This window comes from Stutzerimonas sp. CXK-1 (assembly GCF_057738225.1).
The window spans coordinates 548,290-562,521 of record NZ_CM173217.1; the positions used below are offsets into that span (position 1 = coordinate 548,290).

Here is a 14,232-nt window from a genome sequence, read left to right on the forward strand (position 1 = left end):
GCGGTGCATCTGGGATCACGTTAGGTCGGAGCGGGTGGCGCGAGGCTGATAAATGTCAACGCACTCTGGCATTACTTATCGCGATTCGAAGCAAGCCAAGTCCGGCTTAGGGAAAAATTTGCACGCGGCGCTGGCTCGAGTGCAGCTCATTCCGCCTCTCTTCGACGCGCGCGTCGCTGGCCACGGCTGCGCCAGAACAGCGTCGCCAGGGCGAGGAAGGCCAGGCTCCAGCTGCCGGCGGCGAAGGCCAGCGCAGCAGGTGAGGCCGGAGCCAGCAGACGAATCAGCGCGGCCAGGCTGATGCACAGTGCGAACGGGTAGATCCAGGGGCGGGCGTTGGCGTCGCGGAAGCGCTGGGTCAGCCACGTGCGCGCCATCACGCTGAAGCTCAGTGTGCCGAGCGCCCCGACGGTGAGCGCGTGGAGCAGCGGCGTCGGCGGCTCGTGGCCGGCGCTCAAAGGCGCACCGAGCAGCAGCATGCCAAGCGCCAGCCAGGCATAGCCGAGCAGCGGTGCCAGCAGGTCGTTGCGCGTGCGGCAGTGCCAGGGCTGCCAGCGCACCAGGCGAATCGCGCTCAGCAGAGCGCTGGCACAGAGCAGACCGCCGGCCACCCGCCGCGGCAGTGGCCAGGGGCTGAAGGCAAGCAGCAGCGCGCCGGCAAGCAGCAGCAGAACGGCACCCTCCAGCTGCGGCTGCACGCGGGCCTCCAGGCGCCGACCCTGGCTCTGCGCGTGCCCAGCGAGCGCCGGTGCGATGATGCGCCCGCCCATGAAGAACAACAGCCCGGCGAACAGCAGCAGCGCGGCCAGACGCAGGTTCGCCGGTAGCTGTACAAGGTGGAGCCAGGCCATGACGGCGCTGAGCAGCGCGAGCCCGGCGACGGTCGGCGCGACCATCTGGTTGCGCCACTTCTTCGCGGCGCCGAGAAAGCGTGGCACTACGCGCCAGGCCAGCCCGGCGGCGAACAACGCCGAAGCGAGCGGCCCGAGCGGGGCATCCGGCCAAAACAGGTGGCCGAGCCTGGCAAGCAGCCAGCCGGCAAGCAGCGCGGCGATCAGTGGGCGGGGTTGCGGGCCGAGCAGATAGCCGGCGACCACCGCCAGGCCATAGCCGAACAGCATCTCGCGGGCGTGGGCGGCGGGAGTGAGCAGGCCTGGCAGCGCTGGCAGCAGGCCGAGCAGGCTCAGCACCGACAGCGGCAGGATCAGCGCCGCGTGCAGCGCGGCTGCGGGAAAGAACCAGTCGCTGGCGAAGGGTTGGCGTGGTCGTGGGGGTGACACGCTGAGCCCTCCGCGCAGCGATGCGCTCGATCTGGCTGCGGCGCCCCGGAGTGCGCAGCCGCCACGGTTCAGACGGTACGGCTGGCCAGCAGCTCGCGACCGCGCGCCACGGCGGCGCGCACCTGCGCCGGGGCGGTGCCGCCGATGTGGTCGCGGGCATTCACCGAGCCTTCCAGGGTCAGCACGGCGAAGACGTCGTCGCCGATCTGGTCGCTGAACTGGCGCAGTTCGTCGAGGCTCATCTCGGCCAGGTCCTTGCCGGTCTCTACGCCGTACTTCACCGCATGGCCGACGATCTCGTGGCAGTCGCGGAAGGGCAGGCCCTTGCGCACCAGGTAGTCGGCCAGGTCGGTGGCGGTGGAGAAACCGCGCAGCGCGGCCTCACGCATGATCTCGCGCTTGGGCTTGATCGCCGGAACCATGTCGGCGAAGGCGCGCAGCGAGTCACGCAGGGTGTCGGCGGCGTCGAATAGGGGTTCCTTGTCTTCCTGGTTGTCCTTGTTGTAGGCCAGCGGCTGGCCCTTCATCAGCACCAGCAGGCCGCTCAGGGCGCCGAATACGCGGCCCGTCTTGCCGCGCACCAGCTCGGGCACGTCGGGGTTCTTCTTCTGCGGCATGATGGAAGAGCCGGTGCAGAAGCGGTCCGGCAGGTCGATGAACTGGAACTGCGCGGACGTCCAGAGCACCAGCTCTTCGGAGAAGCGCGACAGGTGCATCATCGCCAGCGAGGCGGCGGCGCAGAATTCGATGGCGAAGTCGCGATCGGAGACGCCGTCCAGCGAGTTGCCGGAGATGGCTTCGAAGCCCAGCAGTTCGCAGGTGATCTCCCGCTGGATCGGGTAGGTGGTGCCGGCCAGTGCGGCCGAGCCGAGCGGCATGCGGTTGGTGCGCTTGCGGCAGTCGACCAGGCGCTCGTAGTCGCGTGACAGCATCTCGAACCAGGCCAGCAGGTGATGGCCGAAGGTCACCGGCTGGGCGGTCTGCAGGTGGGTGAAGCCGGGCATGATGGTGTCGGCTTCGGCTTCGGCAAGACCCAGCAGACCCTGCTGCAGGCGGGTGATTTCGGCGAGGATGGTGTCGATTTCGTCGCGCAGCCACAGGCGGATGTCGGTGGCGACCTGGTCGTTGCGCGAGCGGCCGGTGTGCAGCTTCTTGCCGGTCACGCCGATGCGGTCGGTCAGGCGCGCCTCGATGTTCATGTGCACGTCTTCCAGGTCGACGCGCCAGTCAAAGGTTCCGGCCTCGATCTCGGCCTGGATGTCCTTCAGGTTGGCGATGATCTGGTCGCGCTCATCCGCGCTCAGCACGCCGGCCTTTTCCAGCATCGTGGCGTGGGCGATGGAGCCCATGATGTCGTGGCGGTAGAGGCGCTTGTCAAACTCGACGGAGGCGGTGAAACGGGCGACGAAGGCGTCGACGGGCTCGCTGAAACGGCCGCCCCAGGACTGGTTGGTCTTGTCGGTGCTCATGAATGCGCTCGCTGAAAATCCGAAGCAGAAGGAGAGGCCGGCGATGATAGCAGGGTTGCCGCCGCCCACGGTTGTGCGCTGCCCGGCTGCACGAGGGTGAGCTGGCTGGCAAAACGACCGTCCGGCATGCGCCATGCCTTGCCGCCGGGGCAGGCGCTGCGGAAACTCACAGGCCAAGTCAGCCAGGGGCGTGTCCGTGAGCAAGCAAGCCGTCTCAGATGAATTCTTCGTTCCCGAACTGTGCCAGGCCGAGGCGCTGCTGAGCCTGATACTGCTGGCCGAACTGCTGGTTCTGGTGCTGGTTCTGGCCGAGCCGATGATGGCGGGCTTCGACTGGATGCGCCTGGCGTTGACCTCGCTTTTCGTGCAGTGGATCGTGCTGCTCTCGGCCGGCACCGTCTGCCTGCTGCGGCCGATGCTGGCGCGCCTGCGCCCAGCGCTGGCCGGAGGTGTGTGCTGTGCGGTGGTGGTCGGCCTGACCCTGGCCTGCACGGCGGTGGCCGACATCTACCAGCTGGCCGGCCCGCTTGCGCGCAGTGGCGAGGTCAACCTCTACCTGCGTCACGCGCTGATCGGTCTGATCATGTCTGGCCTACTACTGCGCTATTTCTACCTGCACAGCCAGTGGCGCCGTCAGGAGCAGGCCGAGCTGCGCTCGCGCATCGAGTCGCTGCAGGCGCGGATCCGTCCGCATTTCCTGTTCAACAGCCTCAACAGCATCGCCAGCCTGGTCGTGGTCGATCCGGCCAGGGCCGAGCAAGCCGTGCTGGACCTTTCCGACCTGTTTCGCGCCAGCCTGGCGCGGCCGGGCACGCTGGTGCCCTGGCGCGAGGAACTTGAGCTGTCCAGGCGCTATCTCTCCATAGAGCAGTATCGTTTCGGTGAGCGCCTGCAGGTCGACTGGCAGGTCAGCGATGTCCCGGACGATCTGCCGATTCCGCAGCTGACGCTGCAGCCGCTGCTGGAAAATGCCGTCGCGTACGGCATCCAGCCGCGGATCGAGGGGGGATGGGTGAGTGTGGTCGCCCGTTATGCCGATGGCGTGTTCCAGCTCGAGGTGAGCAACCCGTTCGAAGGCGGCGCTCTGGCGCAGGCATCCCGCGGGACGCAGCAGGGATTGCACAACATCGAGGCACGATTAGCGGCACTTTTCGGACCGGCAGCGAGTCTCAGCGTGGAGCGCCGTGATGGCCGCCACTACACCTGTCTACGCTATCCATGTGCGAGACAAAAGCAGGAAGCCAGAACTCTATGAATGTGCTGATTGTCGATGACGAACCCCTGGCTCGCGAGCGTCTCAGCCGTCTGGTGGCTGACGTCGAGGGCTATCGTGTCCTCGAACCTGCCGCCAGCAATGGTGAAGAAGCCCTTGCGATGATCGAAGAACTGCGTCCGGACGTGGTGCTGCTGGATATCCGCATGCCCGGCCTGGACGGTCTGCAGGTCGCTGCCAGGCTCTGCGAGATGGATGCGCCTCCGGCCGTGATCTTTTGCACCGCGCACGACGAATTCGCGCTGGATGCCTTCCAGGTCAGTGCCGTCGGCTACCTGGTCAAACCGGTACGGCCGGAACACATGGCCGAAGCCCTGAAGAAGGCCGAGCGGCCCAACCGTGTGCAGCTGGCGGCGCTGACACGCCCGGCGGCGGTGTCCGGCACCGGGCCGCGCTCGCATATCAGCGCGCGGACCCGCAAGGGGATCGAGCTGGTGCCGCTGGACAAGGTGATCTACTTCATCGCCGACCACAAATACGTGACGCTGCGCCACGAGGGCGGCGAGGTGCTGCTCGACGAGCCGCTCAAGTCGCTGGAAGACGAGTTCGGCGAGCGCTTCGTGCGCATCCACCGCAACGCGCTGGTCTATCGCGACCGAATCGAGCGCCTGCAGAGGACGCCGCTGGGGCACTTCCAGCTGTTCCTCAAGGGCCTGGACAACGAGGCGCTGACGGTCAGCCGCCGGCACGTCGCGGGCGTTCGGAAGCTGATGCAGGTGCTGTAAGCGCAGGCCGGCGGTCGCCGCGCCTGCGGCGACGCGGCCCGCGCGCAGGCCTGAAGCCTGAGGCCTGGCCTGTTATCATCGCGCCAGTTCATCGCTTCCGGAATTGCTCATGTCTCGCGAAATCCGCATTGCTACCCGCAAGAGTGCCCTGGCCCTGTGGCAGGCCGAATATGTCAAGGCGCGTCTGGAAAGTGCCCACCCGGGCCTGAAGGTCAGTTTGGTGCCCATGGTCAGTCGCGGCGACAAGCTGCTCGACGCGCCTCTGGCGAAGATTGGCGGCAAGGGTCTGTTCGTCAAGGAACTGGAGACCGCGCTCCTGGAAAACGAGGCAGACATCGCCGTGCACTCGATGAAAGACGTGCCGATGGAGTTTCCCGAAGGGCTCGGGCTTTATTGCATCTGCGAGCGCGAAGACCCGCGCGATGCCTTCGTTTCCAATCACCATGACAGCCTCGATGCACTGCCGGCCGGCAGCGTGGTCGGCACCTCCAGCCTGCGGCGCCAGGCGCAGCTGCTGGCGCGGCGCCCCGATCTGAAGATCCAGTTCCTGCGCGGCAACGTGAACACGCGCCTGGCCAAGCTCGACGCTGGCGAGTACGACGCCATCATTCTTGCCGCCGCCGGGCTGATCCGCCTCGGCTTCGGCGAGCGCATCCGCGCCTCGATCGGGGTCGATGAAAGCCTGCCGGCCGGCGGGCAGGGGGCCGTCGGTATCGAATGCCGGACCGCCGACAGCGAGCTGCACGCACTGCTTGCTTGTCTCAATCACGACGCCACCGCCGTGCGCGTCAAGGCCGAACGGGCGCTCAACCATCGCCTGAATGGCGGCTGCCAGGTGCCGATCGCCTGCTACGCGGTGCTCGAAGGTGAGCAGCTCTGGCTGCGCGGCCTGGTCGGCCAGCCCGATGGTACCCAACTGCTGCGCGCCGAAGGCCGCGCACCGGCCACAGAGGCTGAAACACTGGGCGTGCAGGTCGCCGAAGCGCTGCTGGCGCAAGGTGCCGAGCAGATTCTCAAGGCGGTATACGGCGAGGCAGGGCACGCGTGAACGGCTGGCGCCTGCTGCTGACTCGGCCTGCAGAGGAGTGCGAGGCGCTGGCCGCCGCGCTAGCCGAGCAGGAGGTGCAGAGCGCCAGTCTGCCATTGCTGGCGATCGAGCCGCTGGCCGAGACCGCCGAGCAGCGCGCCACCATCCTTGAACTCGATCGCTACAGCGCGGTGGTCGTTGTCAGCAAGCCGGCGGCACGCCTGGGGCTGCGACTGGTCGACCGCTACTGGCCGCAGCCACCTTTCGGTCAGCCGTGGTTCAGCGTCGGTGCCGCGACCGGAGCGATCCTGCAGGATTATGGGCTCGAGGTGACCTGGCCCGAGCAGGGCGATGATAGCGAGGCGCTGCTCGCCGTGCCGCGCCTTGCCGAGGCGCTGAGCAAGCCGGACCCCAAAGTACTGATCCTGCGCGGCGAGGGCGGCCGCGAGTTCTTTGCCGAAACCCTGCGCAGCCGCGGCGTGCAGGTCGATATTCTCGAACTCTATCGTCGCCGGCGTCCCGCTTATCCGCCCGGCACGCTGCAGCAGGTCGTTCGTTCGCAGCACCTCAATGGCCTGGTGGTCAGCAGTGGCCAGGGGCTCGAAGCGTTGCGCGCGCTTGCCGCCGAAGCCTGGGCGCAGCTGCGTGAACTACCCTTGTTCGTACCCAGCCCGCGAGTCGCGCAGATGGCGCGTCAGCTCGGGGCCGAGCGGGTGGTGGACTGCCGTGGCGCCGGCACCACGGCGCTGCTGGCAGCGCTGCGCGAAACTCCTATACCCGTCTCCTGAAACAAGGATCGAATTGTGAGCGAAGCAGATTCCAACAAGAAAGAAGCGCCGCAGACGCCGGTCGGCAAGGCGCAGCCAGCCACCGATAGCGCACCGGCTGGCACGGCAAAGCCCGCCGCAGCAAAGCCTGCGACAAAGCCGGGCAAAGGGCTCGCAGCCCTGGCGCTGGCGGTCGGCTTGGGTGGGCTGTTGCTGGGTGGATACGCCTACTGGCAGCTGCAGCAGGTCGCCGAGCGGGAAAGCCGGCAGGCCCAGGCGGCCCAGTCCGCGGTCGATCAGGTCGAGCGATTCGCGGAGCAGAATCGCCAGCTGGCCGAGCGGCTCGGGCGGTTGGAGCAGCTGCCGAGCGCCGAGGAATTCGACGAACGCCGCCGGCTGCTGGCTGCGCTGCAGAGCGATCAGCAGCGGCTCTCCGGTCGCGTCGAGCAGGTGCTCGGCGCCAGCCGCGAGGAGTGGCGCCTGGCCGAGGCCGAGCACCTGCTGCGCATGGCGATGCTGCAGCTGTCGGCGATGCAGGACGTCAAGAGCGCCGAAATGCTGGTGCATGAGGCGGACCTGATCCTGCAGAAGCAGGACGACCCACGCGCCTACGCGACCCGGCAGAAGCTGCTCGAGGGGTTGGAAGCCTTGCGTAGCCTGCCGCAGCTGGATCGCACTGGGCTGTTCCTGCAGCTTGGCGCCCTGCGCGGGCAAACGGCCCGACTGGATGCCCTGGCACCTGAATTCGCGGTGGGCGAGGCGGCCACCGCCGACAGCTCGCGCAGCCAGTGGCAGCGCTGGACCGATGAGCTGAGCCGCTATATCCGGGTCGATCTCGACTCCGAAACCGAGGTGCGTCCGCTGCTGGCCGGGCAAAGCCTGGCGCAGGTGCGCCTCGCCCTGTCGCTGGCGATCGAGCAGGCGCAGTGGGCGGTACTCAACGGCAACAGCGAGGTCTACCGGCAATCGCTGGCACAGGCGCAGGAGATGCTTGCCGGCTATTTCAGCGAGGACAACGGCCAGGCCAGCGGTTTGCGGCGACGCCTTGGCGAGCTCGCCGGCCAGCCGGTCGAGGTGTCATTGCCCGATCTAGCGCCGGCGCTCGAGGCCCTTCAGCGCTACGTGGAAAAGCGTCAGCGAGCAGATGAGGCGCAGCCTGGCCAGCAGCCGGTCGAGCCGGCGCCCGAGGCGCCGCAGGAATCGAGCGAGCCGGAGGAGCAGCCTGCATGAAGCGCCTGGTCCTGTATGTCGTACTGTTGCTTGCGGTGGGCGGCTTTCTCGCCTGGGCGATCGCCCAGAGCCCCGGCTATGTGCTGATTACCTATGACCGTTTCCGTTACGAGTCGACCTTCTGGGTCTTCGTCGCCTTGGTCGCGGCGATCTGGCTGCTGGCGCTGCTGGTGCGTTGGCTGCTCGGCGTGCTGCAGGCCTCCGGCGCGTGGGTCAATCCCTGGTCGCGTCGGCATCGTGAACGGCGGGTGAACAAGGCGTCACGCCTCGGGCAGCGCGAGCTGGCCGAAGGGCAGTGGGCCAAGGCGCTGGGCCACCTGAAGCTGGCCGCCGAGCATGACCGGCAGCCGCTGGTGCACTATCTCGGTGCAGCGCGCGCAGCCAATGAGTTGGGTGAACACGAGCAGAGCGACCAGCTGCTGGGCAAGGCCCGCGATTGCCAGCCGGATGCCGCGCTGGCAATCGGTCTGACCCAGGCTCAGTTGCAGATCGCTCGTCATCAATATGCCGAGGCGCGGGCCTCGCTCAGCGAATTGCAGGCCGATCATCCGCATCACCCGCAGCTGCTCACCCTGTTGCAGCAGCTCTATGTGGAACTGCAGGACTGGCCGGCGCTGTGCCGCCTGCTGCCGGAGCTGCGTAAGCAGCGCGTATTGCCGCCGGCGCGACTGGACGAGCTGGAGCGCCTGGCCTGGACTGCGGCGGTCGAGCAGGCTGGTGTGGAAGAAGGGGCAGCGCCCGAGCAGGCGCGCGAAGCACTGGAGAAGCGCTGGCAGGCTATGCCTGGCGGGCTGCGCAGCGAGCCACTGGTGGTGCGTGCCTATGCCGACGGCCTCGCGCGGCTGGGGGACGAGGGCAAGGCCGAGGAAGTCCTGCTTGCAGCGCTCAAGCGCCAGTTCGACGACCGTCTGGTCGAGCGCTACGGCCTGGTTCGTGGCCGCGAGCCGGCGCGCCAATTGACTAATGCCGAAGGCTGGCTCAAAAGTCACTCGCAGAACGCCGAACTGCTTCTCGCGCTGGGGCGCATCAGCCTGCGCAACGAACTTTGGGGCAAGGCCCGCGACTACTTCGAGGCCAGCCTGCGCATGGAACACCGTGCCGAAACCTGCGCCGAACTCGCACGTCTGCTGACGCAGCTGGGCGACGTCGAGGGTGGCAACCGGTTCTTTCAGCAGGGCCTGGGGCTGATCGATCAGCGCCTCCCGGCGGTCCGCTGAAGCCCCCGGCGTAAGGCCCTGGCGCCGCCGAATATGACGGCGTCACGGCTTTGTGCGAGACGACTTGTAAGGCGCTCCCGCTTTCCTCTACCGTAGCGGGCTTTCCCCGCTGCGGAGTCGCCATGAACTTGGCCAGCCCACGTTCGCCCTTTGTCCTTGCCTTCCTCGCTTGCGTGCTGATGATCGCGGCGGCGCTCTATCTGGAGCACGTCATGGGCTTGGCGCCTTGCCCGCTATGCATCGTGCAGCGCATCTGCGTGATCGGCTTCGGCGTTGTCTGCCTGCTCGCGGCGATTCATGGTCCGGCTGCCACGGGGCGGCGCCTGTATGCCGGCTTCGCAGCGCTATTCGCGCTGTTCGGCGGGGCGACGGCGATCCGCCAGATCTGGCTGCAGAGCATCCCGGCCGATGAGCTGCCGGCCTGCCTGCCGAGCCTGGAATACATGATGGAGGCGCTGCCGTTCCAGGAGATCGCCCGGCTGGTGCTGCATGGCACGGCCGAGTGCGCCGAAGTCAACTGGACGATGCTCGGCCTGAGCATTCCCGAGTGGAGCCTGCTGGGCTTCATCGCGATGCTGGCGTTCGCCGGCTGGCAACTGCTGCGCGGCGGTTGACCCCGCGCTTTCTCGCTCCGCTCTCGATCGAACTCTTGGCGTGCCTCGGTGGTCACTGTACGAGGTGCGCACCCTTGCGAGTCGCTACGGCCATCCGACCGACCTTGCTTGAAGGTTCCCGCGCGGGGGCATAGGCTGCCCCTGTGGTGACGGAAATCGCACCCGCCAGTCGCCCAATGTGCATGCGTGGACACGGCGCCCACGAGGGCCATAGCCAATCGATAAGGGAAGTGAGGTCAACATGCTCGAGAGCTGTCGGAATGCCCAGGAACGCTGGGGTGGTGTGCACCTGCTGATCGACCGTTGGCTGCAGGAGCGGCATGAGCTGATCAACGCCTTCGACCAGCTCCGAGTGGAGAACAGTGACGACGCACGAAAGGCATTGGTCCGGTTCTGCGAGTTGCTGCTCGATTACGTCTCGGCCGGGCACTTTGAAATCTACGAGCAGCTCATCGGAGAGGCCGAGGCTTTCGGGGATGAGCGCGGCATCGAATTGGCGCGGCAGATCTATCCGCGTATCCAGGTGATCACCGAAGTGGCGCTGGCCTTCAACGATCGCTGTGACCAGGGCGATTGTCTGAACAGCCCCGGGCTTGAAGGCGAGCTGCAGCGGCTCGGCCAGCTGCTGCAAGAGCGCTTCGAGCTGGAGGATTGCCTCATCGAAGTGTTGCACAACGCGCATCAGCAGCAGCCCGTCGCCACCGCCTGAGGCGCGACGACGTCAGCGGCTGGCGACCTCGGGGTCGAGCCGCTGGCCGGCCCGCCGCGGGCCGTCTAGTATGGGCGCATCGTTCGGCAAGGAGGCATCGTGATGCCCGCGAAGAAGAAAGCGCTCAATACGCCGCTGCAGTTGCTGCAAGAACTCTCCAACAGTCTGCTCGTTCATTTCGACAAGGCTTGCCGGCAGGCGGTCGCCGAGGCTGAAAGCGCCCTGGCGAAGCTGGAAAAGCAGCGCGGCAAGGCCCAGGACAAGCTGTTGAAAGCACGCGCCCGGCTCGACGAAGCCGGCAGCGCCGGCAAACCCAAGGCTCAAGCCAAGGCGCGCAACCGCATCGAAGAACTCGAGTCGTCCATGGCGCTGCTGCAGGAGCGTCAGGGCGAAATGCTGACCTACCTCGCCGAGCTCAAGCGTGACGTGGCCACCGCCACGGGGTTGGCGCGCGGCATTCAGGAGGTCGAGACGGCGGTCGGTCGGGTCATGCAGCCGGCAGCGGCCAAGGCAGACAAGGCAGCCAGCCCCAAGGCCACGACAACTGCGGCGAAGCGCCCTGCAGCCTCGGCCAAGGCGGCGGCCAGCAAGCCCACCAGCAGCGCACGCGCGCCAGCCAAACCGGTGGCCGCCAAGCGTGCGCCAGGCAAAGCCGCCGCCAGCAGCGCTGCCAATAGCAAGGCGGCGCCGGCGAGCACGGCCAAGCCGAAACCCACCCCCGCGAAGCCGGCCAGTGCGAAGCCGGCGGGTACGAAAGCGCCGGCCGGCAGCAAGGCCGCCGCGAGCAAAGCGGGCGGCAGCACGAAGGCGGCTACGGCGAAAAAGCCCAGCGCGCGAAAGCCCGCACGTCCGGCCAGCAAGGCCACTGAGGCCGTCGCCACCGAGGGAACTCAGCCGGACGCCAGCGCCAGCTGAGTCTCGTGCGCCGCGTCGCGTAGCTGTTGCAGCGCGGCGCGGTCCGCTGTATCCGGTGCCAGGCGTGCCAGCCAGCCTGATTCCATCGAACGCTCTTCCCAGCCTCGGCAGCTTTCCTCCAGCCGGGCAAGCTGAACGCGCTCGGCGTCCAGTTCCAGTTCCTTGATTCGCTCACGCAACCGAGCCAACGCTGGGTCCTGCTCGCTGCTCGTCTTCCAGGCGTGGCGCAGTTGGCGCAGCGGCTCGACCACCGAGCTCTGCCAGTTTTCGGCGGCCGTCTTGAGTTGCGCCACCCGCGGTGCCCGGCACTCGATGGCTCGGCTCTCGAGCCAGGCGGCGCAGAGCAGCAGGCAGACGTCAGCGCCCTTCGCCTGCAGATCCAGACAGGCCTGCTCGACGCCCGGGCGCGCGTAGCAGGCGAGGGCGAACGACCAGAGATCGGCCGGCGGCGAAGCAGGGATTTTTTTCATGGCGCCAGCTTGGCCCTCCGGGTGAACTGATAAACTCCGCCGCCATTATGATCCGACTCCAGAACCTCTCACTACAGCGAGGCCCCCAGCGTCTGCTGGACGGCGCCGACCTCACCCTGCATCCCGGGCAGAAAGCCGGCCTCGTCGGCGCCAACGGTGCCGGCAAGTCGAGCCTGTTCGCGCTTCTGCGTGGCCAGCTCGGTGCCGACGGCGGGGATTGCCAGATACCGCCGAACTGGCGCATTGCGCATATGCGCCAGGAGGTCGATACGCTCGATCGCCTGGCGGTCGACTACGTGCTCGATGGCGACGTCGAGTTGCGCCGCATCCAGGCCGAGCTGGCCGCGGCCGAGGCTGCGCATGACGGCCATGCGCTGGCGCGCCTGCATGGCGAGCTGGACAATGCCGGCGGCTACAGCGCGGATGCCCGGGCTCGCAAACTGCTGGCCGGGCTGGGCTTCGACAGTGCGCAGATGGAGCAGGCGGTGGGCAGCTTTTCCGGCGGCTGGCGGATGCGCCTGAACCTGGCGCAGGCGCTGATGTGCCCCTCCGATCTCTTGCTGCTCGACGAACCGACCAACCACCTGGACCTGGATGCGATCCTCTGGCTGGAGGACTGGCTCAAGAGCTACCCCGGCACCTTGCTGCTGATTTCCCACGACCGCGATTTTCTCGACGCGGTGGTCGACCACGTGGTGCATCTCGAGCAGCGCAAGCTCACGCTTTACCGGGGTGGTTATTCGGCGTTCGAGCGGACCCGTGCCGAGCGCCTGGCGCAGCAGCAGCAGGCCTACGAGAAGCAGCAGGCCCAGCGCGCGCACATGGAGGATTTCATCCGCCGGTTCAAGGCCAAGGCGACCAAGGCACGCCAGGCGCAGAGCCGGATCAAGGCGCTGGAGCGTCTGGAAGAGCTGGCCCCGGCGCACGTCGATTCGCCATTCGACTTCCGTTTCCGTGAGGCCGAGCGGATTTCCAGCCCGCTGCTGGATATGCAGGAAGCCCAGCTGGGTTATGGCGACAAGCGGGTGCTGGACAAGGTCAAACTGCAGCTCGCCCCGGGCGTGCGCATCGGCCTGCTCGGCCCCAACGGCGCCGGCAAGTCGACCCTGATCAAGACCCTCGCCGGTGAGCTGAGCCCGCTGGGCGGCAGGCTGCAGCGCGGCGAGAACCTGGTGATCGGCTATTTCGCCCAGCATCAGCTCGATGCGCTCGACCCCTCGGCCAGCCCGCTGCTGCACCTGCAGCGCATCGCACCGGGCGAGCGCGAGCAGACGCTGCGCGATTTCCTGGGCGGCTTCGATTTCCGCGGCGACCGCTGTGACGAGCCGGTGCTGAATTTCTCCGGTGGCGAGAAGGCGCGCCTGGCGCTGGCGCTGATCGCCTGGGGCAAGCCCAACCTGCTGCTGCTCGACGAACCGACCAACCACCTGGATCTGGAGATGCGCCTGGCGCTGACCCTGGCACTGCAGGACTTCGAAGGCGCTGTGCTGGTGGTTTCGCACGATCGGCATCTGCTCAAGAGCACCACCGATGAATTCCTGCTCGTCGCCGATGGTCGGGTACAGGCCTTCGACGGTGATCTGGAGGACTATGCGCGTTGGCTCGTCGAGTTCCGTGCGCGGCAGGCGCCGCTGACGAGCGAGCCGGCCGGCGAACGGACCGATCGCAAGGCTCAGCGCCAGGCGGCGGCTGCGCTGCGCCAGCAGCTGGCGCCGCACAGGAAGAAGGCGGACAAGCTGGAAGCCGAGCTGGGCAACGTGCAGCAGCGGCTGGCCGAGCTGGAAGCGCAGCTGGCCGACAGCCAGCTGTACGAGGCGGCACGCAAGGATGAGCTGCGCGATCTGTTGGCCCGGCAGGCCGAGCTGAAGAGCCGTGAAGCCGAGCTGGAGGACGCCTGGCTGGAAGCACTGGAGCTGCTCGAAAGCCTGCAGAGCCAGCTGGAGCCCGGTGCATGAACGAGCAGCTGCTGAACATCGCCCAGGAGTGGCGCGGCCCGCTGCTGTTGGCCGCGCAGGTGCTGGCGATCCTGCTCGGTGCCTATCTGCTGCAGCGCCTGGTGGCCCGTGCGCTGACACGCTTGTCGAACCGCTACCCGCTGCCGCCCGAGCTGTTGTTACCGGTGCGCGGCGGCATCCGCTGGCTGATCATGGGCGGCGCGCTGATCATGGTGCTCGAGCGCTTCGGCGTATCGGCGGCCGTGCTCTGGACGGCCATTTCCGGCTTTGTCGCGGTGGCTGCGGTGGCCTTCTTCGCCATCTGGAGCGTGCTGTCCAACCTGCTTTGCGCAGTGCTGATCCTGATGCTCGGCCCGTTCCGTCTGGGCGACGTGGTCGAGCTCGTGGAGTCGTCCGACAAGCCGATCGTCAAGGGCCGGGTGATCGATATCAACCTGCTCTACACCACGCTCGAGGAGGTCGCCGAGGCTGGAACCGGCGCCCTCGTGCAGGTGCCCAACAGTCTGTTCTTCCAGAAGGCCGTGCGCCGTTGGCGCGGCGGCGAAATCCCGCTTCACACCCAACTTCCACACGAGAAATAA

The 14,232-nt window shown here is 67.3% G+C and carries 14 protein-coding genes; 11 read left to right on the forward strand and 3 right to left on the reverse strand.

The window, feature by feature from the left end; genetic code table 11:
- Positions 1 to 146 precede the first annotated feature (146 nt).
- Positions 147 to 1,280, reverse strand: coding sequence for an NnrS family protein (locus tag AC0KXH_RS02665; protein WP_488224108.1), 1,134 nt, complete (start codon positions 1,278 to 1,280; stop codon positions 147 to 149).
- Positions 1,281 to 1,348: 68 nt separating this feature from the next.
- A complete protein-coding gene (argH, locus tag AC0KXH_RS02670; RefSeq protein ID WP_212542820.1) occupies positions 1,349 to 2,749 on the reverse strand; it encodes an argininosuccinate lyase in 1,401 nt (466 codons plus the stop codon).
- Positions 2,750 to 2,945: 196 nt separating this feature from the next.
- Between argH and AC0KXH_RS02675 the strand changes: the two genes are divergently transcribed.
- From AC0KXH_RS02675 to AC0KXH_RS02715, 9 genes are all read left to right on the forward strand, one after another.
- Positions 2,946 to 4,004 carry a sensor histidine kinase gene (locus tag AC0KXH_RS02675; RefSeq protein ID WP_488224109.1) on the forward strand — a complete coding sequence of 353 codons (1,059 nt, stop codon included), beginning with the start codon at positions 2,946 to 2,948 and terminating at the stop codon, positions 4,002 to 4,004.
- The gene (locus tag AC0KXH_RS02680; RefSeq protein ID WP_488224110.1) at positions 4,001 to 4,747 is read left to right on the forward strand and encodes a LytR/AlgR family response regulator transcription factor; all 747 of its coding nucleotides are present in this window, start codon (positions 4,001 to 4,003) and stop codon (positions 4,745 to 4,747) included. Before AC0KXH_RS02675 ends, AC0KXH_RS02680 begins: the two co-directional genes overlap by 4 nt.
- A gap of 109 nt (positions 4,748 to 4,856) precedes the next feature.
- Positions 4,857 to 5,795, forward strand: a complete 939-nt coding sequence (gene hemC, locus AC0KXH_RS02685; protein ID WP_061337895.1) for a hydroxymethylbilane synthase — start codon at positions 4,857 to 4,859, stop codon at positions 5,793 to 5,795.
- Positions 5,792 to 6,562 (forward strand): uroporphyrinogen-III synthase, encoded by a 771-nt coding sequence (locus AC0KXH_RS02690; protein WP_488224111.1) that lies wholly within the window; start codon positions 5,792 to 5,794, stop codon positions 6,560 to 6,562. Before hemC ends, AC0KXH_RS02690 begins: the two co-directional genes overlap by 4 nt.
- A gap of 15 nt (positions 6,563 to 6,577) precedes the next feature.
- A complete protein-coding gene (locus AC0KXH_RS02695) occupies positions 6,578 to 7,771 on the forward strand; it encodes a uroporphyrinogen-III C-methyltransferase (protein ID WP_061339719.1) in 1,194 nt (397 codons plus the stop codon).
- Positions 7,768 to 8,988 (forward strand): heme biosynthesis HemY N-terminal domain-containing protein, encoded by a 1,221-nt coding sequence (locus tag AC0KXH_RS02700; RefSeq protein WP_061339720.1) that lies wholly within the window; start codon positions 7,768 to 7,770, stop codon positions 8,986 to 8,988. Before AC0KXH_RS02695 ends, AC0KXH_RS02700 begins: the two co-directional genes overlap by 4 nt.
- 122 nt (positions 8,989 to 9,110) lie before the next feature.
- The gene (locus AC0KXH_RS02705) at positions 9,111 to 9,602 is read left to right on the forward strand and encodes a disulfide bond formation protein B (protein ID WP_061339721.1); all 492 of its coding nucleotides are present in this window, start codon (positions 9,111 to 9,113) and stop codon (positions 9,600 to 9,602) included.
- A gap of 241 nt (positions 9,603 to 9,843) precedes the next feature.
- Positions 9,844 to 10,311 carry an Rsd/AlgQ family anti-sigma factor gene (locus tag AC0KXH_RS02710; protein WP_043218254.1) on the forward strand — a complete coding sequence of 156 codons (468 nt, stop codon included), beginning with the start codon at positions 9,844 to 9,846 and terminating at the stop codon, positions 10,309 to 10,311.
- Between the two features lie 102 nt (positions 10,312 to 10,413).
- Positions 10,414 to 11,226 carry an AlgP family protein gene (locus AC0KXH_RS02715; RefSeq protein ID WP_488224112.1) on the forward strand — a complete coding sequence of 271 codons (813 nt, stop codon included), beginning with the start codon at positions 10,414 to 10,416 and terminating at the stop codon, positions 11,224 to 11,226.
- Here the strand turns inward: AC0KXH_RS02715 and AC0KXH_RS02720 are convergent.
- On the reverse strand, positions 11,202 to 11,696 hold the full coding sequence (locus AC0KXH_RS02720) for a TIGR02444 family protein (RefSeq protein ID WP_043218255.1): 495 nt from the start codon (positions 11,694 to 11,696) through the stop codon (positions 11,202 to 11,204). The two genes, AC0KXH_RS02715 and AC0KXH_RS02720, sit on opposite strands and share 25 nt — an antisense overlap.
- Positions 11,697 to 11,743: 47 nt before the next feature.
- Here AC0KXH_RS02720 and AC0KXH_RS02725 point away from each other — a divergent pair, with 47 nt between their 5' ends.
- Both AC0KXH_RS02725 and AC0KXH_RS02730 read left to right on the forward strand, forming a co-directional pair.
- A complete protein-coding gene (locus tag AC0KXH_RS02725) occupies positions 11,744 to 13,651 on the forward strand; it encodes an ATP-binding cassette domain-containing protein (RefSeq protein ID WP_488224113.1) in 1,908 nt (635 codons plus the stop codon).
- On the forward strand, positions 13,648 to 14,232 hold the full coding sequence (locus AC0KXH_RS02730; RefSeq protein ID WP_061337889.1) for a mechanosensitive ion channel family protein: 585 nt from the start codon (positions 13,648 to 13,650) through the stop codon (positions 14,230 to 14,232). Before AC0KXH_RS02725 ends, AC0KXH_RS02730 begins: the two co-directional genes overlap by 4 nt.